The organism is Enterobacter sp. WCHEn090032 (assembly GCF_003986875.1).
Taxonomy (GTDB): domain Bacteria; phylum Pseudomonadota; class Gammaproteobacteria; order Enterobacterales; family Enterobacteriaceae; genus Enterobacter; species Enterobacter sichuanensis.
The window spans coordinates 48,181-67,391 of sequence record NZ_RXRN01000003.1 but is presented as its reverse complement, the minus strand read 5'-3'; the positions used below and the strand labels follow the sequence as shown (position 1 = coordinate 67,391).

20 protein-coding genes and 1 pseudogene are annotated in these 19,211 nt (G+C 61.6%); 12 read left to right on the top strand and 9 right to left on the bottom strand.

The features are described from left to right. Nucleotides 1-12: 12 nt before the first annotated feature. Nucleotides 13-1,203 carry a glycoside hydrolase family 88 protein gene (locus EKN83_RS03325; RefSeq protein ID WP_095449491.1) on the top strand — a complete coding sequence of 397 codons (1,191 nt, stop codon included), beginning with the start codon at nucleotides 13-15 and terminating at the stop codon, nucleotides 1,201-1,203. 22 nt (nucleotides 1,204-1,225) lie between these two features. Continuing rightward, nucleotides 1,226-1,825 (top strand): DJ-1/PfpI family protein, encoded by a 600-nt coding sequence (locus EKN83_RS03320; protein WP_126800329.1) that lies wholly within the window; start codon nucleotides 1,226-1,228, stop codon nucleotides 1,823-1,825. A 97-nt stretch (nucleotides 1,826-1,922) separates the two neighbouring features. Here EKN83_RS03320 and EKN83_RS03315 read toward each other — a convergent pair whose 3' ends face one another. From EKN83_RS03315 to hpxO, 3 genes are read right to left on the bottom strand one after another with little or no spacing between them, the layout of a single operon-like run. Continuing rightward, nucleotides 1,923-2,858: a PDR/VanB family oxidoreductase gene (locus EKN83_RS03315; RefSeq protein WP_126800328.1), complete on the bottom strand. Its 936-nt coding sequence runs from the start codon at nucleotides 2,856-2,858 to the stop codon at nucleotides 1,923-1,925. 11 nt (nucleotides 2,859-2,869) lie between these two features. After that, nucleotides 2,870-3,904, bottom strand: coding sequence for a molybdenum cofactor-independent xanthine hydroxylase subunit HpxD (hpxD, locus tag EKN83_RS03310; protein ID WP_095449494.1), 1,035 nt, complete (start codon nucleotides 3,902-3,904; stop codon nucleotides 2,870-2,872). Between the two features lie 17 nt (nucleotides 3,905-3,921). Further along, nucleotides 3,922-5,076: an FAD-dependent urate hydroxylase HpxO gene (gene hpxO, locus EKN83_RS03305; protein WP_126800327.1), complete on the bottom strand. Its 1,155-nt coding sequence runs from the start codon at nucleotides 5,074-5,076 to the stop codon at nucleotides 3,922-3,924. A gap of 237 nt (nucleotides 5,077-5,313) precedes the next feature. Here hpxO and uraD point away from each other — a divergent pair, with 237 nt between their 5' ends. Further along, nucleotides 5,314-5,814: a 2-oxo-4-hydroxy-4-carboxy-5-ureidoimidazoline decarboxylase gene (uraD, locus tag EKN83_RS03300; protein WP_126800326.1), complete on the top strand. Its 501-nt coding sequence runs from the start codon at nucleotides 5,314-5,316 to the stop codon at nucleotides 5,812-5,814. Continuing rightward, nucleotides 5,811-6,134, top strand: a complete 324-nt coding sequence (uraH, locus tag EKN83_RS03295; RefSeq protein WP_045284659.1) for a hydroxyisourate hydrolase — start codon at nucleotides 5,811-5,813, stop codon at nucleotides 6,132-6,134. Before uraD ends, uraH begins: the two co-directional genes overlap by 4 nt. Here the strand turns inward: uraH and guaD are convergent. Together guaD and EKN83_RS03285 are read right to left on the bottom strand one after the other, a co-directional pair. Then, on the bottom strand, nucleotides 6,114-7,430 hold the full coding sequence (guaD, locus tag EKN83_RS03290; RefSeq protein ID WP_047958219.1) for a guanine deaminase: 1,317 nt from the start codon (nucleotides 7,428-7,430) through the stop codon (nucleotides 6,114-6,116). The genes uraH and guaD overlap by 21 nt on opposite strands. 102 nt (nucleotides 7,431-7,532) lie before the next feature. After that, nucleotides 7,533-9,029 (bottom strand): NCS1 family nucleobase:cation symporter-1, encoded by a 1,497-nt coding sequence (locus tag EKN83_RS03285; RefSeq protein ID WP_126800325.1) that lies wholly within the window; start codon nucleotides 9,027-9,029, stop codon nucleotides 7,533-7,535. A gap of 144 nt (nucleotides 9,030-9,173) precedes the next feature. On the opposite strand from EKN83_RS03285, the gene EKN83_RS03280 reads away from it, so the two are divergent. The 3 genes and pseudogenes from EKN83_RS03280 to puuE all read left to right on the top strand — a co-directional run bounded on the left by EKN83_RS03280 (nucleotide 9,174) and on the right by puuE (nucleotide 11,580). After that, on the top strand, nucleotides 9,174-9,890 hold the full coding sequence (locus EKN83_RS03280; protein ID WP_095449496.1) for a GntR family transcriptional regulator: 717 nt from the start codon (nucleotides 9,174-9,176) through the stop codon (nucleotides 9,888-9,890). Continuing rightward, nucleotides 9,890-10,763: pseudogene (gene hpxA, locus EKN83_RS03275) on the top strand (allantoin racemase). Before EKN83_RS03280 ends, hpxA begins: the two are co-directional and overlap by 1 nt. After that, a complete protein-coding gene (puuE, locus tag EKN83_RS03270) occupies nucleotides 10,681-11,580 on the top strand; it encodes an allantoinase PuuE (protein WP_229235359.1) in 900 nt (299 codons plus the stop codon). The pseudogene hpxA and the gene puuE overlap by 83 nt, the downstream one beginning before the upstream one ends. Nucleotides 11,581-11,649: 69 nt before the next feature. Here the strand turns inward: puuE and hpxZ are convergent, their stop codons facing one another. The 4 genes from hpxZ to hpxW are packed head-to-tail and all read right to left on the bottom strand — an operon-like array spanning nucleotide 11,650 to nucleotide 15,209. Continuing rightward, nucleotides 11,650-12,036: an oxalurate catabolism protein HpxZ gene (hpxZ, locus tag EKN83_RS03265; protein ID WP_095440980.1), complete on the bottom strand. Its 387-nt coding sequence runs from the start codon at nucleotides 12,034-12,036 to the stop codon at nucleotides 11,650-11,652. Then, nucleotides 12,033-13,430, bottom strand: a complete 1,398-nt coding sequence (locus EKN83_RS03260) for an AtzE family amidohydrolase (RefSeq protein WP_126800323.1) — start codon at nucleotides 13,428-13,430, stop codon at nucleotides 12,033-12,035. Before EKN83_RS03260 ends, hpxZ begins: the two co-directional genes overlap by 4 nt. Continuing rightward, nucleotides 13,427-13,615 carry an oxalurate catabolism protein HpxX gene (gene hpxX, locus EKN83_RS03255; protein WP_025755912.1) on the bottom strand — a complete coding sequence of 63 codons (189 nt, stop codon included), beginning with the start codon at nucleotides 13,613-13,615 and terminating at the stop codon, nucleotides 13,427-13,429. Before hpxX ends, EKN83_RS03260 begins: the two co-directional genes overlap by 4 nt. Before the next feature lie 10 nt (nucleotides 13,616-13,625). Then, a complete protein-coding gene (gene hpxW / locus EKN83_RS03250; protein ID WP_126800322.1) occupies nucleotides 13,626-15,209 on the bottom strand; it encodes an oxamate amidohydrolase in 1,584 nt (527 codons plus the stop codon). A 142-nt stretch (nucleotides 15,210-15,351) separates the two neighbouring features. On the opposite strand from hpxW, the gene hpxU reads away from it, so the two are divergent. From hpxU to EKN83_RS03225, 5 genes are all read left to right on the top strand, one after another. Beyond that, entirely contained in the window at nucleotides 15,352-16,191 is an 840-nt protein-coding gene (hpxU, locus tag EKN83_RS03245) for a MurR/RpiR family transcriptional regulator HpxU (RefSeq protein ID WP_025755910.1), read from the top strand. Nucleotides 16,192-16,382: 191 nt separating this feature from the next. Beyond that, the gene (locus EKN83_RS03240) at nucleotides 16,383-17,165 is read left to right on the top strand and encodes a transporter substrate-binding domain-containing protein (RefSeq protein ID WP_095440982.1); all 783 of its coding nucleotides are present in this window, start codon (nucleotides 16,383-16,385) and stop codon (nucleotides 17,163-17,165) included. A gap of 4 nt (nucleotides 17,166-17,169) precedes the next feature. Then, nucleotides 17,170-17,835, top strand: a complete 666-nt coding sequence (locus tag EKN83_RS03235; RefSeq protein ID WP_045284650.1) for an amino acid ABC transporter permease — start codon at nucleotides 17,170-17,172, stop codon at nucleotides 17,833-17,835. Continuing rightward, complete coding sequence (locus EKN83_RS03230; protein WP_164850651.1) at nucleotides 17,835-18,491, top strand: amino acid ABC transporter permease; 657 nt, start codon at nucleotides 17,835-17,837, stop codon at nucleotides 18,489-18,491. Before EKN83_RS03235 ends, EKN83_RS03230 begins: the two co-directional genes overlap by 1 nt. Beyond that, nucleotides 18,472-19,209, top strand: coding sequence for an amino acid ABC transporter ATP-binding protein (locus EKN83_RS03225; protein ID WP_023327069.1), 738 nt, complete (start codon nucleotides 18,472-18,474; stop codon nucleotides 19,207-19,209). Before EKN83_RS03230 ends, EKN83_RS03225 begins: the two co-directional genes overlap by 20 nt. Nucleotides 19,210-19,211 lie beyond the last annotated feature (2 nt).

Below are 19,211 nucleotides of genomic sequence, written 5' to 3'. Positions count from 1 at the left end.
TCAGGAGTTGTTATGACCAAATCTGTTATCACCGAAGCGCTGCGGCCGATCGAACTGCATCAGGTCGATCGCCTGGCACTGAGCCAGAAGCTGGACGCGGCGCTAACCCGCGTCACGCGCAAGCTCGACCACAATATTGTCGCCTTCGGCGATAAGTTCCCCGGCGAAGCCTGTGAGAAGGGGGTCTGGCCGCGCACCGATAACGTGGAGTGGACCACCAGTTTCTGGACAGGCCAGCTGTGGCTGGCGTGGGAGATGACCGGTAAAGCGCATTATCGCGAAGCCGCCGAGCGCTATTTACCGTCGTTCGCCCGGCGTATTGAGCAGCGTATCGACACCGCAACGCACGATCTCGGGTTCCTCTATTCGCTCTCCTGCGTCAGCGCCTGGCGGCTCACCGGCAACGAAGCCGCTCGCCAGTCGGCGCTGCTGGCGGCCGATCGCCTGATGGAGCGTTTTAACCCGACGGCCAACATTATTCAGGCGTGGGGGGATTTAAACGACCCGGAGCAGCAGGGGCGAATGATCATCGACTGCAATATGAACCTGCCGCTGCTGTACTGGGCCAGCGAACAGACCGGGGAGCCGCGCTATGCGCAAGCGGCGACGGCTCACGCCGGACAGGCGGCGAACTATATCGTGCGTGAAGATGCCTCGACCTGGCACACCTGGTATATGGACGTGCAGACGGGCGAGCCGCGCTTTGGCAACACCCATCAGGGCTACAGCGATACCTCGTGCTGGTCGCGCGGCCAGGCATGGGGCATTTACGGTTTCCTGCTCAGCTATCAGCACACCGGTGATAAGCAGATGGTTGAGTTGTCACGCAGCCTGGCGCATTACTTCCTCAACCGTCTACCGGAAGATGACGTTTGCCACTGGGATCTGGCGCTGCTCGGTACCGACGCCATGCGCGACAGTTCAGCGGCGGCGATTGCCGCCTGTGGACTGCTGGAGCTGGTCAAGGCGCTGCCGTTGCTCGACGCAAACCGTGCGTATTATGAAGAGATGGCGCTGCGTATTGCGCTGTCGCTGACCGATAACTATCTTGCTCACGACGACGATCCGACCGAAGGGCTGCTGCAGCACTCGGTTTATCATATGGGCAGCGGTAAAGGCGTCGATCAGTGCTGTAGCTGGGGGGACTATTTCTATCTTGAGCTGCTGGCGCGGCTGCGACAGATCTGGCACCCGTACTGGTAACCCTTAAGCAATGGAGAGCAAAATGAAAAGCGTAGCCGTGCTATTAGCCCCCGGTTTTGAAGAGGGGGAAGCGATTGTCACTATCGATATCCTGCGCCGCCTGAATATTACGGTGCAGACGATTGCCTGCGGCGAGCGTCGCGAAGTGGTGAGCTATCACGCCATCTCAATGGTGGCGGACAGCACCCTGCAGGACAGCCTCGACAGGACCTTTGACGCCGTGGTGTTACCAGGCGGCCCGGAAGGCAGTGTTAACCTGGCGAAAAGCGCGGAGGTCATTGCCTTCGTCCGCCGCCACGATGAAGCGGGCAAATATATCTGCCCGATTTGCTCCGCCGCTGCCCGCGTGCTGGGCGGCAATGGACTGCTGAAGGGACGTCGCTATGTCTGCTCCGGCGATCTGTGGAAAACAGTCAGCGATGGCATCTGCGTTGATGCCGACGTTGTCGAAGACGGCAATCTGCTGAGCGGCCGTGGGCTGGGTAAAGTATTTGATTTCGCCTTTACCCTGGCGGCGCGATTGCAGGGCGATGCAGCACTGGCGCGCGAGCAGGCCAGTCATATTGATTACGCGTGGCAGGATAGCGAGCCCGTTTACGGGCTGGCAAAGTGCGATTTGTGAGTTTCGCCCGGTGACGGAATGCGATACGTTTGATTTGTTACGGATTGTAGGCCGGGTAAGCGCAGCGCCACCCGGCAAGAAAGCGTGTGCAGGGGGTTTACAGCCCGATCACCAGCTCCCCGGAATGGCTTCGCGAGCAGCACAGCGCCACCTGCTGCTCGGTTGCGTTTTTTTCTGCCTCCGACTGCACGCTATCCCGGTGATCCACCACGCCGTCAATCACTGGCGTCAGGCAGGCACCGCAGATCCCCATCTCGCAGGACAGCGGTACGTCCACGCCATGTTCCTGCAGTACCTGGGCGATGGTCTTATCCGCAGGGACCGGCCAGCGCTCACCGGTGGAGGCCAGTTTGACCGTAAAGATCTCACCCGCTGCACCGCCACTGGCGGGCGCAGCAGGCTGAAACGCCTCGCTGTGAAGATGGGCGTCGTCCCAGCCTTTCGCCGTGGCGACCTCACGTACTTTTTCCATAAACCCTGCGGGTCCGCAGATCCAGGCGTGAAGCCCCGGCTCAGGCATCGGGAGATGCCCGTCCAGCGTGGTGCGCGGGCTGTCGGTATGGATGACGCACGCATCGCACGCTGAAAGCGCGCGGGCAAACGCCGCGCGTTGCCGGTCCCGGACGTAGTAGTGCAGCGTAAACGGCGTGCCGGCGGCCTTCAGTTGCAGGGCCATCGCGTACAGCGGCGTAATGCCAATCCCCGCCGCCAGCAATAAAACCCGCTCTGCCTGCACCAGCGGAAACAGATTGCGCGGGGCCGAAATCAGCAGCTTCTGCCCCGGACGTAGCGTTTCGTGAACGTAGCGCGACCCACCGCGGGAGGCGGCTTCCCGCCCCACGCAGATTAGATACCCCTCATCGCCGCACGCCCCGGTCAGGGAGTACTGGCGAATAACTCCGCAGGGCAGATGCACGTCGATGTGCGCCCCGGGCTGCCATGCCGGCAGCGCTTCGCCGTTTTCTGCCACCAGCCTGACGGCGAGGCTCTTGTCCCCCTCGCGCCACAGTCCGTCAACAATCACGCTCAACATACGGGCCTCCGTCATACCAGGAAAAATGTGCCAAAGCCCATCTTCTTCAGTCCCCGGCGGTAGGCAATCGAGCTTTTATCCGCGGGGATATGCGCTTCCAGGGTGAGATCCAGCGGCAGGCTTTCCGGGCGCTGGGTTTCAACCATCAGGCGATCTTCTTCAAAGATGCGCAGGTTAAAGGCATGCACCTCTTCCACCGGAATATGCAGATCAAAATTGCGCGCGATAGGGGCGAACATGCGGGTCACGCGTGAGGAAACGGGCGACGCGGCATTCATGATTACCAGCCGGGATTCCCCCGGAAAATGGATCGTCAGGGTGGCGGTAAACGGCAGATGCATTTCAAAATGGCGCAACCAGCGGAAGCCCTCCGGGGCCTGCACATCCGAAGCGGGAGGATAGTTACTCACCGTACTCCAGTAATCGGCAACAAAGCCAAACGGCGTCTCCTGGGGTTGATAGTCAGGGACCAGCGGGTTATTGGGATCCGCAAAGGTATCGGTGTGGATCCAGGCAAAGTGCGCCACGTCCAGAAACCCTTCCACCTGACGCCCGGCGAAGCCATTCACTTCGAACGCCGGGCAGTTAATCTGCTGAAATCCGTCGTCATCCCAGTGCGGCAGGGTGGGCAGCGGCGCGGGGTTGTCCGGATCAAACGCCAGGCAGGTCCAGATCAGGCCAAAGCGCTCCTCCACGGCGTAATTAATCAGGTTCAGCTTCGCCGGAACGGGCTGGTCGGGGCTGGACGGAATGCGGTTGCAGCGCCCGTCCTCCCCAAAACGCAGGCCATGATAGGGACAGATAATCCCGTGCTCATCGTGAAAGCCGAGCGTCAGCGGCACGCCGCGGTGCGGGCACACGTCCCGGGCGACCACGACCTGGTCGTTGATCCGGTAAATCACCAGCTGTTCGTCCAGCAGGGTCGCTTTAACCGGCGCCGGGCCGATGTCGCAGGCCCGGGCGACCGGATGCCAGCATTTCGCCAGACGCAGCCAGTCCTCTGGCTCAAACGTGCAGTGGGCGGGTGGGGTCGGTTCTCTTTTCATGCTTATCCCTCTTGCGTTCAGCCTAACGGGCCGCCCTGAATGGTGTCGCACAGACCGTTGATGATGCGCTCTCCGGTCTCCTCTTTGAGTTCCTGATACCAGGCCTCCGTCAGCGCCATGTCTTTGCCGTGGGTCACGTCGCAGCGTTTACGCGCCTTCAGCACCAGGTCGCGCACCCGGTCGCAGCGCAGCGCTTCGTACTGTCGCAACGCCAGCGTCACGTTGTGGTTTTCACGCAGGCATTGACCCAGCACCACCGCATCTTCCATGGCCGCACAGCCGCCCTGGCCGATATCCGGCGTGGTGCTGTGTGCGGCATCGCCCAGCAGCGCAACGTTGCCGCGCACCAGCGTGTCGAACGGCTCAATGTCGTGGATCTCAATGCGGTTGGTGGTCTGCGGGTCGAGCGCGGCGATAAGCTTTTGCACCGGCGGCGCCCAGCCGCGGAAGTAGCCCGTGAGATCGGCGCGCAGGGTGGTGCGATCCTCCGCCAGGCCCAACGGGAGCGGCACGTCAAAAAAGAAATAAAACCGTCCGCCGGAGACGGGCATCAGCGACACGCGTTTGCCTTCGCCAACGAAGGTGGTCCACTGATGAGCCGGTGCAATCTCTTCGTCAATCTTCACCAGCCCGTTCCAGTTCACGTAACCGGCATAGCGGCGCGCCGGGGTATAGCCCAGCACGTACGGGCGAACCGCCGAGTGGGCGCCGTCGGCGGCAATCAGAAAATCCCCGTGCGCCGTGGTGCCATCGGTGAAGGTCACGCTCACGCCAGCGTCGTCTTCATGGACGTGCTCGACGCGCTTGCCGAACTGCACGTTATCGCGTCCCCAGAACGCCAGCATTTCGCGCTGGAGTTCAGTGCGCGAGACGGGGCAGGGACGCCCTCCGGTACGCTCAACCAGCGGGGCAAGGCTGAAGCGGGTCAGGGTCTCGCCACGCCTGTAATCTTTATAGGCCATGAAACGCATCGGCCCGCCGTACGTCTCAACGATCTCCCCCATCCCGAGGTGCTGCATGCATTTCACGCCGTTAGGCCAGATGGAGATGGCCGCCCCGACGGGCCTGATCTCTTTTACGGCTTCAAATACGGTACAGTCGATTCCCGCTTTCTTCAGTGCGACGGCGGCGCTCAGGCCGCCAATACCCGCGCCAATGACGATTGCTCTCATGCTTCTCTCCTTTTGCTGGGGTAAGGTTATTCAGCAATTTGCGTACCAGGCTGCAGCGTGGCGAAAACGGCGTTGTGAGAGCGGTACTTGCACTGCTAAGGTGCGTAAACGCGGTGAGCGTGCCTTTTTTTGAATCAAAAATTTCCGCTTTACTCATCCGGAATCGACTGTTTCACGCCGGGGCAACTGTGGCGTGGTTTGTGCAACAGCCTGGAAGAGGACACCACAGGAGACGCTATGATCGCACTGCACGACTTTAATCATCTTCCGGCCCACGACGCGGTGGCGCTGCTTCACCCCTGCGTGGCGATCCCCGGCTGGGCCGACGCGCTGGTTCGCGGGCGGCCTTACCCGAGCCGGAAGGCGTTGTTCATCACGGCGCAGGCCCTGACGCAACGCTGGGATGACGCGGCATTAACCCTCGCCCTGAGCGCGCATTCGCGCATTGGCGAAAAGCCCGCGGGCACCGGGGCGGAGGCGGCGCTGTCGCGCCAGGAGCAGGGTGCGGTGAATGACCGTGATGCCGGGCTTGCGCAGGCGTTACGCGAGGCCAACGCCCGCTACGAAGCTCGTTTTGGACGGGTCTTTCTGATCCGCGCCAAAGGCCGCAGCGGTGAGGAGATGTTACAGGCGCTGCACGCGCGGCTGGAAAACAGTGACGCACAGGAAGTCCGCGCCGCGCTGGAACAGTTACGGGAAATTACGCTGCTACGGCTGGAAGGAGTCATTAGCGAATGAGTACGTTAAGCACGCATATTCTGGATATCTCAACGGGCAAACCTGCAGAGGGCGTGACCGTCCATCTTCAACAGGAGGGGAAGACGCTCGCCACGGGCGTGACCAACGCACAGGGGCGCATCGCCGCGTTCGTTCCCTCGCTGCCCGCAGGCCGTTACCGGCTGGTGGCGGAGATCGGCGCATGGTTTCGCGACACCGGTCGCGACACGATCTGGCCCTGCGCGCAAATTGATTTTGTGACGGGAGAAACGGCAGAGGAACACTTTCATCTGCCGTTTGTGATTGCCCCCGGCGGATGGTCAACCTACCGGGGCAGTTGACCACACCTGCTCGCCGTTGACCCAGGTCTCGCTGATGTTGCGCTCATCACCCAGGGTCATCAGCACAAATAGCTGCTCGTAAATATCCCTGCAGCGGCGATTGCGCAGGCGCTGCAGCGGCGTCACGTCAGGGTCGATAACCACGAAATCCGCCTCTTTGCCGGGGGCGAAGTTGCCAATTTTATCGTCCAGCCGCAGCGCGTGCGCCCCGCCCAGCGTGGCGTGATAAAATGCCTCGCTGGCGCGCAGGCGGTAGCTCTGGAGCTGGCCGACCTTATAGGCTTCCCCCAGCGTGCGCAGCATGCTGAAGGTGGTGCCCGCCCCCACGTCGGTGCCGATGCCCATCCGCACCCTGTGCTGCCAGCAGGCGGGCAGGCGAAACAGCCCGCTGCCGAGAAACAGGTTAGAGGTGGGGCAAAACGCCACCGCCGAACCGGTGTCATGCAGGCACTGCCACTCGCTGTGGTGCAGATGAATACCGTGGGCAAACACGCTGCGCTCGCCGGTCAGGCCGTAGTGATGATACACATCCAGATAACGCTCGTGCTCCGGCCAGAGATCGCTCACCCAGGCCACTTCGTTGGGGTTTTCGCTCAGATGGGTCTGCAGCCAGGTATCCGGGAACTCCTCTCTGAGCAGGCTGACCGCGGCAAGCAGCTCGGGGGACGAGGTCGGGGCAAAGCGCGGCGTAATGGCATACCCCAGCCGCCCCCGGTGGTGCCAGCGCTGGATCAACGCCCGCGTTTGCCGGTAGCTCTGTTTGGGATCTTCACTCAGGTAGTCCGGCGCGTGCCTGTCCATCATCACCTTGCCGGCGATAAGGCGCATATTCAGGCGCAGGGCTTCGGTAAACAGCGCCTCGACCGATTCGGGATGGAGGGTACAAAACACCAGCGCGGTAGTGGTGCCATTGCTGACCAGCTGGTTAATGAAAAATTCAGCGATCTCTTTCGCGTAGGCTTCATCGGCAAACTGGCTCTCCACCGGGAAGGTATAGGTCGTCAGCCACTCCAGCAGTTGCTCGCCAAATGCGCCGATCATCTCCGTTTGCGGGTAATGGATGTGGGTGTCGATAAATCCGGGCAGCAGCAGCTTGCCGCGCAGGTCGGTGTAGCCTTTGTGCGGGTCAAGATACTGCTCGCCCTCCTGCCAGGACATGTGCGCCAGAATTTTTCCGTTCTGTATAAACAGCACCCCGTCCTCAAGATAGCGCGCGTGTTGGGCAATCGCGTCTGCGCTGTCACAGACCTGGGCAATGTCAAAAAATGCACCGCGGATCGCTGTCTGGTAATCCATCATGGTTCCTGCCTTAGTGTGTGCGTAGCGGGGTAAAAAGGCTCAGCAAGAAGGGTGCCAGAATGAGCAGGCCGCAGATAAACTGCGGCCGGAAGGGAAGGGTTACTCTTTTTGCGTCGCCACGCGGGAGCTGAACGACGTTGCCTTTGCTGTCTCGCGCTCTTCCCGCGCCAGCCAGCGGTAGGTGACACCGCCGAGGAAGACGCCGATAAACCAGCTAAAGTTTGCCACCTCATGCAGGGCCGGAATAAAGCTGATCACCAGACCCACGGCAACGGAGGGGATCAGCGCGCCAATGGCTTTCGGGTTAAAGCCGTTGCGGTACCAGTATTTGCCCTCTGGCGTGTCGTTGAACAGATCGTCGACCGACACCTTGCCGCGTTTAATCAGGTAGAAGTCGGCAATCAGAATGCCGAACAGCGGGCCGATAAACGCCCCAAGCACGTCGAGGGTGTAGTGGATAAGCTCCGGCGAGTTGAACAGGTTCCACGGGGTGAGCAGGATCGAGCCGATGGCGGCAATCATGCCCCCGGTGCGGAAGCTGATTTTTTGCGGCGAGCAGTTAGAGAAATCAAACGCCGGGGAGACGAAGTTCGCCACGATGTTGATCCCGATGGTGGCGGTGATCATCGTCAGCAGGCCAATCGCCACCGCCAGATCGTTACCCACGCGGCTGACGGTCTCAATCGGATCGGTGATCATGCGGCCAAACAGCGACTGGGTACCGGAAACAATCACCACGGTGACGATGGAGAACAGCAGGAAGTTAAACGGCAGACCCCAGCGGTTACCGCGGCGGATCTCACCCATGCTCTTCCCGTAGCGGGAGAAATCACCAAAGTTGAGCAGCGGGCCGGAGAAGTAGGAGACCACCAGCGCCGTCGCGGTGATCATCTGCCAGGTCTGCTCGCCCGCGCTCAGGGACTTGCTGGCGAGGGTAAAGGAGATACCGTCAAAACCGGTCTTGTATACAATCCAGCCGGCGAGAGCCAGCATCACCACATAGACCGCCGGACCGGCGATATCAATAAACCGTTTGATGGCGCTCATGCCGTGCCAGAAGACCATCGCCTGCAGGACCCACATAATGGCAAAGCAGATCCAGCCCAGATGCGACAGGCCCAGGAACGCGCCGGTGGTGAGCGAAGAGAGCGACGGCCAGAACTTCAGCGCCACCAGCATCAGCGCATTGGCGGCGAGATAGGTCTGAATGCCGTACCACGCAAAGGCGATAAGCCCGCGGATCACCGCCGGAATATTGGCCCCGAAGACGCCAAAGGCCTGACGGCTGATCACCGCGTAGGGCACGCCCGCCATCTGGCTCGGTTTTGCCACCAGGTTGGCGCACAGCTGCACAATACAAATTCCTACCAGCAGGCAGAGCAACACCTGCCAGCTTGCCAGTCCGAGCGTAAAGAAGCTCGCGGCGACAACATACCCCCCCATGCTGTGCACATCCGACATCCAGAACGAAAAGATGTTGTACCAGCTCCAGCTCTGGTCACGCGTCGGTGCCAGATCCTCATTGCAAAGACGTGGGCTGTAAACCGCACCGGAATCAGCGGCCGTACCCTGTGGTGTATTTTGACTGTTTGGCATGAAACCTGCTCCTGTGAATGAAAACCCGTTGAGTGGGAGTGCAAACGGTGTTGCAGGATCCAGGCCAAAATAATAAATCTTGTATGCAATATTTTATTTTTATGTATACGATTCGATAACGGAAAGTAAAATTCGGAGTGGTGAATGAATAACATAAACGCCCTGCAGACCGCGCCAGACCTGCATGACAAAGACGAATCCATCTTCCAGGCGCTGATGACCGCGATTGTCGAACATCAGCTGCTGCCGGGAAGCAAATTGCCGGAAGAGGCGCTGGCGGAGGTGTTTGGCGTGAGTCGTACGGGCATCCGCAAGGTGCTGCAGCGACTCGCCGCTGTGCAAATGGTCACCTTAACGCCCAGGCGTGGTGCATACGTTGCCAGCCCGACGGTCGAAGAGGCGCAGCACATCTTCCGCACCCGCGCGCTGCTGGAGGTTGCCAACCTGCCGGACGTGCTGGCGCACTGTCAGCCGCCGCATCTTGCCGCGCTGGAGGCCATTATTCGCCAGGAGCAGCAGGCCCACGAGGCCTACGACGGTCCGGCGGCGATCCGCCACTCCGCCCGTTTTCACATTCAGCTGCAGGCCATCTCCGGCAATCAGGTGCTGACGGAGATGGTGACCGGCCTGAGCCAGCGCTCCTCGCTGGTGATTGCCACCTGGGGGGCGCCGTGGCGTCAGGGCTGCCGCTGCAACGATCACGAACAGCTGGTGGATCTGCTGCGCCAGAAGGCGCTCCAGCCGCTAAGTGATGCCTTAATGCACCATTTTGAACATATCGTCGCCAGCCTCTGCTTCGAGCGGGCGGGTGAGTGCCTGCCTGATTTTGCCCGGCTGTTCGCCGGCCACAAGGAGTCGTAATGTCAGTCTGTATACAAGTGATCAACCCCAACACCAGCCTGGCGATGACGGAAACCATCGGCGCGGCGGCCCGTGCGGTGGCCGCACCGGGCACGGAAATCCTCGCGGTCTGCCCCAGTGCAGGCGTGCCCTCAATAGAAGGCCACTTTGATGAGGCTATCGCCGCGGTGGGGGTTCTCGAACAGGTCAAACTCGGCAGGCAGCAGGGCGTGCACGGTCACGTCATCGCCTGCTTTGGCGATCCGGGTCTGCTGGCGGCGCGCGAGCTGTCGCAGGGGCCGGTAGTCGGCATTGCTGAAGCCGCCATGCATATGGCCACGCTGGTGGCGACGCGCTTCTCGGTGGTCACCACGCTGCCGCGCACGCTGATCATTGCCCGTCATCTCCTGCACCAGTATGGCTTTCAGGATCATTGTGCGGCGCTGCACGCCATCGACCTTCCGGTGCTGGCGCTGGAAGACGGCTCCGGTCTGGCGCAGGAGAAGGTGCGTGCCCGCTGTATACAGGCACTGAAAGAGGATGGCTGCGGCGCCATTGTGCTGGGCTGCGGCGGAATGGCGACGCTGGCGCAGGAGCTGACGCGCGAGCTGCGCGTACCGGTGATCGACGGCGTCAGCGCGGCGGTGAAGATGGTGGAGTCGCTGGTGGCGCTGGGGCTGTCGACCAGCAAGCACGGGGACCTGGCGTTCCCGGAAAACAAAGCGTTAAGCGGACAATTTCAGGCATTGAATCCATTTTAAAGGTGAGGGGAGAGGCGATGGCGCTATTTGAACAGGATTACCCGCGGGATCTGCGCGGTTACGCGGGCAACCCGCCGCACGCGCAGTGGCCGAATCAGGCGCGCATCGCGGTGCAGTTTGTGCTCAATTATGAAGAGGGGGCGGAAAACCACGTTCTGCACGGCGATGCCGGGTCGGAGCAGTTCCTGTCGGACATCATCGGTGCGGCCAGCTACCCGGACAGACATATGTCGATGGACTCCCTCTACGAATACGGCAGCCGCGCCGGGTTCTGGCGGATCCACAATGAATTTCAAAAACGTGGCCTGCCGCTGACGGTTTTTGGCGTGGCGATGGCGCTGGCGCGTCATCCGGAAATCGTTGAGGCGATTAAGTCAGCGGATTACGACGTCGTCAGCCACGGCTGGCGCTGGATCCACTATCAGAACATGGATATCAGCCAGGAGCGCGAACACCTGCAGAAAGCGGTGCATGTTCTGACCGATCTGTTCGGCAAGCCACCCACCGGCTGGTACACCGGGCGTGACAGCCCCAATACGCGTCAGCTGGTGGTGGAGCACGGCGGCTTTGACTACGACAGCGACTACTATGGTGACGACTTACCCTTCTGGACGGAAGTGGCCTGCAGCGACGGTACCCGCAAACCGCACCTGATTGTGCCCTACACGCTGGATGCGAACGACATGCGCTTCGCCACCGCGCAGGGGTTCAATACCGCCGAGCAGTTTTTTACCTGGCTGAAGGACAGCTTTGACGTGCTGTACGAAGAGGGGGAACGCGCGCCGAAGATGATGTCCATCGGCATGCACTGCCGCCTGCTGGGGCGCCCTGGGCGTTTTCGCGCGCTGCAGCGGTTCCTTGATTACGTGCAGCAGCATGAGCGGGTGTGGGTCTGTACCCGCCAGCAGATTGCCGATCACTGGCGGGATGTTCATCCGTTTCAGAAGTAAGTGTGCCGTGTTTAGCCGGGTGGCGGCTGCGCCTTACCCGGCCTAAGGGACAACGTTGGCCCGGTGGCCCTACGCCATCAAACTCACCTGCGCCGCCACGATCCGCCAGCCGTACGCAAACCGCACCCACGTCTGCTGCTGACGGCCAATGCGCTGCGTGCCCTCGCGGGTAAATTCGGTGCTGCACACCGCATAATCCTCCCCGAAGGTGGTGATGACGGTGTGACGCAGCGTCCGCTGCAGCCCGGCGGCAGGGCGCGCCGCGCGAAAGGCGCGGATTTCATCAATGCCATAGAGATTTTCACCCGCCCCCAGCCGTACCGTGTTTTTGTCGTGCCAGAACAGCTCGTCCAGTACCGCAATGTTGTTGCTCACCAGCGCGTCTTCATAGCGGTAAAAGGCGGCCGTCACTTCCGCCACCACCCACGGGAGGTTGATGTCATCGTGATTCATCATACCGCCACCTCCGCCGGGCGGGCATCGGTGATTCCACTCTCCTCCAGCACGCTCGCGACGCGCAGGCAGGCCTGCTCGTTAAACGGTGCGGCAATGAGCTGCAGGCCAATGGGCATCCCCTGCGCGGTGCGCAGCGGAACAGTGGTCACGGGCAGGCCTAAAAACGAAATCGGCTGGGTCAGCATCCCCATGCTGGCGCGAATCGGCAGCGGCTGGCCGTTAATCTCCATGGTTTGCTCGCCCGCCAGCGTGGCGCTGCGCGGGGTGGCCGGGGCGATCAGCACGTCGGCCTGCGCGAAGAGGGTCTTAAACGCCTGCCGGGCATGCGCGCGAAACCGCTGGGCCTGAATGTACCAGGCTGAGGGGATCATTGCCCCTGCCAGCAGCCGCTCGCGGGAGTGCGGCTCAAAACGCTCCGGCTCGCGGCGAAGCGCGGGCAGGTACTGATTTCCCCCTTCGGAGGCGCTGATGATAAACGCTGCGGCGCGCGCCAGTTCGGCCTCCGGGAAGTGCAGTTCATCCTGCACGTCGAGCGCCTTCGCTACCCGCGCCACGGCATCTCTGGCCTGGGCGTCACACCAGGTGGTGAAGTAGCCGCCGAGCACCGCGCAGCGCAGGCCCTCCAGGCCGCGGTCGAGCAGGGGGCGCGTCTGTTCGCGCGGATGTTCTGCCTGAAAAACGTCGCTGCTGTCCCGCCCCTGCAGCGCGTCGTACACGGAGGCCAGATCGCCCACCCGACGGGCGAAGGGGCCGATATGATCCAGGCTGGCGACAAAGGGATGGCTGCCGGATCGCGACAGACGACCAAAGGTGGGCTTCAGGCCATAGATCCCACACAGGGAGGCCGGGACGCGTATCGAACCGTTGGTGTCGGTGCCGAGCGAAAAGTGCACCAGCCCGGCGGCCACGGCGGCGGCCGAACCGCCGGATGAACCGCCCGCAATGCGCGTCAGGTCGTGCGGGTTACGCGTCGTGCCGTAGTGGCTGTTTTCGGTGGTAAAGCCGTAGGCGTAGGCGTCCATATTCACCATGCCGGTCAGCAGCCCGCCCGCGCTGCGCAGCTGGCGCACCGCGAAGCCGTCAGCGGGTGCGGCAGGGCGCTGGCTGAACAGTTCAGCCCCGGCGAGAGTGGTGTGGCCGGCAACGTCAAACAGGTTTTTCACCGCGTAGGGCACGCCCGCCAGCGGCGGCAGCGGACGCTTTTCGCGGCGTAGGGTGTCGATATTGTCCGCCTCGGCGAGCATGCGCGCTTGCGTCACCGTGGTCCAGGCGTTGATCTGCGGGTTAACCTTCGCAATCGTCTCCAGCGTCTGGCGGGCGATATCGCGGGCGCTCAGCTCGCCTGCGCTGAGCGCCTGCTGAATGTCGCTGATACTCATCTCGTGTAGCGTCATGCTTTATACACTCCTGCAATCTCCAGACGGTCGTCGAGCGGTAGCGCCATCAGCGGCGCGGCCATGCCGGCAATGCGGCTGAACTGCAGATGCAGCTCGGCGCGGCGGGCCTCATCCAGCGCAATGCCAAGCACGGACTCCATTTGCGCCAGATAGGCGTGCCACTCAGGTTGTACGTCATTCATTATTCTCTCCTCAGAATCCGGTGGCGGCGCCGTTGCTGCGTGGGTCGAACGCGCCTTCAAACAGCCCGTTCGGGTGGCGAACTATCGCACCCGCGTGGCCCATGGCTTCGCTAAAGTCCGGGAACAGCTCCACGTCGTGACCGAGCCCCTGCAGGCGTGCGACAGTCTCGGGAGAAAAACGGCCCTCCAGTTTTAAGGTGTCCGAGGTTTGTCCCCAGGTGCGCCCCAGCAGCCAGCGCGGGCGGGAGATGCTCTCCTGCAGCGGCACGCCCTGAACCACGTAGCGGGTAAAGAGGGCGGCCTGGGTTTGCGGCTGTCCGTCGCCGCCCATTGAGCCGTAGACCATCACCCGCCCATCCTTAAGACGTGCCGCTGCCGGGTTGAGGGTATGGAACGGCTGTTTACCCGGCGCGAGCGCCAGCAGATGATTGGGATCGAGACTGAATGAGGCGCCGCGGTTCTGCCAGACGATGCCGGTATCGGGCAGCACCACGCCGCTGCCGAATTCGTGATAAATGCTCTGAATAAACGACACGGCCAGGCCGCTGCTGTCCATCACCCCCATCCACACCGTATCGCCGGGGCCTTTGCCAGCTCCCCATGGGGCGGCGCGGCTGTCGTCAACCCTGTCGGCAAGCGCCTGAAGGGCAGCGGGGTCCAGCAGGCGCTGAATATCGGTTTTCAGCTCGCGCGGGTCGGTGATGTAAGCATCGCGCAGGCCAAAGGCCAGCTTGGTGGCTTCAACAATGCGGTGAAGGGTGTCGGCGTCGTCGGCCTCCGCCATGTTCAGCCGGTCGGTAATGCCGAGGATTGCCAGCGAGACCAGCCCCTGGGTCGGTGGGGCGAGGTTAAACACCTCCCCCTGCTGATGCTGCAGCGTCAGCGGCGTGGTGCGCCGGGCAGCGTGGGCGTGTAAATCGGCCAGCGTCACGGGCAGGCCCAGCGCCTCCATACCGTGCGCCAGCACCTCCGCCAGCGGACCGCGATAGAAGCTGTCCAGCCCGTCTTCCGCCAGCCGCTTAAGGGTGGATGCCATCGCCGGTTGATAAAAGCGGCTCCCGACCTCTGGCAACTGACCGTTTACCAGCCAGGTTTCCGCAAAACCGGGGATATCTTTCAGCTCGTCGAATTTACTCGCCGTGGCGTGAGCCTGAGAGGGCGTGACCGGCGTGCCGTGCTGCGCATACTCAATGGCGTCGGCCAGCAGGCGGGCCAGCGGCAGCGATTTACCGGTCATCTCACGTGAGACCTTAAGCGCCTCGTCCCAGCCGCTGACCGTTCCGGCGACGGTGAGCGCTGCGCGGGGACCCCGATGGGGTATCTGCGCCACATCATCATAAGCGGCAAGGGTTGCCAGAGAGCCAGCCGCGCCGCTGGCGTCGATGGCGATCGGCTCGCCCTGCGGCGGAACGATAAGCCAGAAGCCGTCACCGCCGAGGCCGTTCATATGCGGGTAAACCACGGCGATGGTCGCCGCCGCCGCCACCATCGCTTCGATGGCGCTGCCGCCTTCGCGCAGCACCGCCAGCGCGCTCTGGCTGGCAAGGTAGTGGGGCGCAACGGCCATTCCGCGTGTGGAAACATTACTGTGCATGAAAAGTCCTCATAACCCTGAAGGTCACAAGGCGCTGCAAAAGTTGTTCCAGTTCTGAAAGAAAAGTTTCAGTAAACTGGCACGTATCATGATACGTATAATGAAAAGCAAAATGTGATGAAACAAAAGTTACAGAGGCGCTATGGAACAGTTAGATGAACGTCTGAAAGCACAATACCCGTCGCTGTCGCCGCAGGAGCAGCGGGTGGCGGATTTTATTTTCGATCATTTTGACGACCTGATCGGCTACAACAGCGCCGAGCTGGCGCAGCTGAGCGGAGTGTCAAAAGCGACGGTCAGCCGTCTGTTTAAGCGCCTGGGCTATGAGAAATATAAGGACATGCGCGACGAGTTGCGCACCCTGCGCCAGAGCGGGATGCCGCTTACCGATAACCGCGACGCGGTGCAGGGCAACACGCTGCTGGCGCGCCACTACAAGCAGGAGATGGCGAACCTGACCCAGTGGGTTAATGCCCTCGACGCGCAGCAGTTTGCCGAGGCGATGGCCTGTATGGTGAAGGCGCGACGCATTGTCATCATCGGCATGCGTAACGCCTATCCGGCGGCGCTGCACCTGCGCCAGCAGCTGTTGCAGGCGCGCGGGCAGGTGCTGGTGCTGCCGCAGCCGGGGCAGAGCCTGAGCGAGGAGCTGGTGGATTTAACGCCCGACGATCTGGTTGTCATGATGGCCTTTCGCCGCCGCCCGCGCATTATCCGCCCGCTGATGCAGCAGCTTCAGAGCAGCGGCATTCCGGTGCTGCTGATGTGCGAGCCGCAGGCCCACAGCCTGTTTCCGCTGGCGAGCTGGCAGCTCTGCGCCCCGCTGGACAGCGTCTCGGCCTATGACAGCTATTCGTCCGTCAACAGCCTGATCAACCTGCTTTCAAATGCCTTGCTGCATGAGATCCTCGATAAGGGCCGTCCGCGCATTCACGAGATTGCCTCTCTCTACCAGCAGCTGGACGAACTGGAACAACGATAATGGGGCATCAGGCTGGTGCTTTGCATTGAAATGGTGCAGAACGGCGGGGCGAAAATGGGGCGCATTTTCGCCCCGCCCACGTTTTATCAGGCGTTAACAGAAAATTCCCCGCGCTACATTATCTGGCACATTAGTTGCAAAAACACATTCAAAGAATCTTTTGTTTCATGTTAACGTTACGGGGAAGCACCATGAAAAAACTGTTAATTGCACTGGCCGGGGCCGTCTGTCTGTTCACCAACCTGCCGGTAAAGGCTGACCAGCTTCAGGATATCGAGAAGCGCGGCACTATTCGTATCGCCGTACCGCAGGACTTCCCACCGTTTGGATCGGTGGGGACCGATCTCCAGCCGCAGGGCTATGACATCGACATGGCGCGCTACCTGGCCAAACAGATGAAGCTCAAGCTGCAGCTGGTCCCGGTGACCAGCGCCAACCGCGTGCCGTACCTGCAAACCGATAAGGTGGACCTGGTCATTTCCAGCCTCGGGAAAAACCCGGAGCGCGAGAAGGTGATTGACTTTAGCCGCGCCTACGCGCCGTTCTTCCTTGGCGTGTTTGGCCCGAAAGGCGCCGAACTGAAAGATGCCGCCGCCCTGAGCGGAAAAACCATCGGCGTGACGCGTGGAGCAGTGGAGGACATGGTGCTGACCAGCGTGGCGCCGAAAGAGGCCAACGTAAAACGCTACGAAGACAATAACACCACGCTGTCGGCGTATCTCTCCGGGCAGGTGCAGTACGTGGCGACCGGCAACCTCGTGGTGGCGGCCATTTCGCGTCAGAACGCGGCGAAAGCCCCGGTGCCGAGCTTTATGCTGAAAGACTCGCCGTGCTTTATTGGTCTGAAGAAGAACGAACCGGCTCTGAAGGCAAAAGTGGACGCGCTGATTGAGCAGGGTATTAAGGACGGCACGCTGAACGGCCTGTCTGAGCAGTGGCTGAAGGCTCCGCTGCCGGCAAACCTTGGCGCCTGAGCCGATGACGGAGCAACTTGATTTCTCCGCGCTCTGGCCGCACTGGCCGGAGCTGCTGGCGGGGCTGTGGGTCACCATTCAGCTAACGGTGCTGGCGACCGTGGGCGGGCTGGCGACAGGTATTTTCGGGGCGGCGATCCGCAGCGGACGCAAAACGTGGTACAGCCGGATCTGGGGTGGGTACGTCGAGATCATCCGCAACACGCCGTTTGTGGTGCAGCTGTTTTTCATTGTCTTCGGCCTGCCGAATCTGGGGCTGAAGATGACCGCGGGGGAAGCGGCGCTGCTGGCGATGGTGGTGAACCTCGGCGCGTACAGCACCGAGATTATCCGCGCCGGGATCCAGGTGACGCCGAAAGGGCAATGGGAGGCCGGACGCGTGCTGGGGTTGACCCGCCTGCAGACCTTTATCCGCGTGGTGCTGCCGCCCGCGCTGCAGCGCATTTACCCGGCACTGGTGAGCCAGTGCATTATTGTGATGCTCGGCTCGTCGGTGGTGTCGCAGGTCTCGTATGAAGAGCTGACCTTTGCCGCCAACCTGATCCAGTCCAGAACGTTTTTGAGCTTTGAGGTTTATCTGGTGACAACCGGGATTTACTTAGCGCTGTCGATTACCCTGCGCCAGCTGATGATGGCCGCAGGACGCAAATGGCTGGGGGTACAGGCATGATGACCACCTTTACCGACTGGGACATTATTCGCAACCTGCTGCTGGCCGGGCGCTGGACGGTGCTGCTGTCGCTGGTGGCGTTTGTCGGCGGCGCGGTGGTGACGCTGCCGCTGTTGCTGCTGCGCCTGACGGGCGGACGCACGGTGAAGCGCATCATCCGTGGCTATATCGAGCTGTTTCAGGGCACGCCACTGCTGATGCAGCTGTTCCTGGCCTTCTTCGGCGTGGCGCTGTTTGGTATTGACGTTTCGCCGTGGACCGCCGCCTCGCTGGCGCTCACGTTCTACACCAGCGCCTTTTTACTCGATATCTGGAACGGATGTATTCGCGCGCTGCCGAAGGGGCAGTGGGAGGCGTCTCGCTGCCTGGGGCTGACCTTTGGCCAGACCCTGTTTCGCGTGGTCGCCCCGCAGGCGCTGCGCATCGGCATTGCGCCGACGGTCGGTTTTGCCGTGCAGGTGATCAAGGGCACCGCGCTGGCATCGATTATCGGTTTTATCGAGCTCACCAAGGCCGGCACCATGCTGACCAACGTGACCTATCAGCCGTTTAAGGTCTTTGCGCTGGTGGCGCTGGGCTACTTTATTCTGTGTTATCCGCTGTCCCGCTACAGCCGCTATCTGGAGACGAAATTCAATGCCTCTCATCACCATTAATCAGGTGCAGAAGTACTACGGCGATAACCACGTGCTCAAGGGCGTCGATCTGGATATCGACATGGGCCAGGTGATTTCCATTATCGGGCGCAGCGGATCGGGCAAAAGCACGCTGTTGCGCTGCATTAACGGCCTGGAAGGCTATCAGGACGGCAGCATCAAGCTGGGCGGCATGACCATCACCGACCGGGACTCTCAGGCGCGTGAAATCAGCCGCTCGGTCGGAATGGTGTTCCAGAGCTTCAACCTGTTTCCGCACATGACGGCGCTGGAGAACGTCATGCTCGCCCCGCGCCGGGTACTGAAGAAAAGCGCCGCCGAATGCCGGGCGCTGGCGCAGCAGATGCTGGAGAAAGTCGGCCTTGGCGACCGTCTGGATTACTACCCGTCGAGCCTCTCCGGCGGCCAGCAGCAGCGCGTGGCGATTGCCCGGGCGCTGGCGATGTCGCCGAAAGTATTGCTCTGTGACGAGATCACCTCCGCGCTCGACCCGGAACTGGTGGGCGAAGTGCTCAAAGTGCTCGAGCAACTGGCGGCCGAAGGGATGACGCTCATCCTGGTTACCCATGAAATGAATTTCGCCCGCGAAGTGGGCGACCGCGTGGTGTTTATGCACCAGGGGAAAGTCTGGGAGCAGGGCGACAGCAAAACGCTGTTCGCCAACCCGCAGACCACCGAACTGAAGCAGTTCATCTCCTCCGTGCGCGGCCTCAACTGATA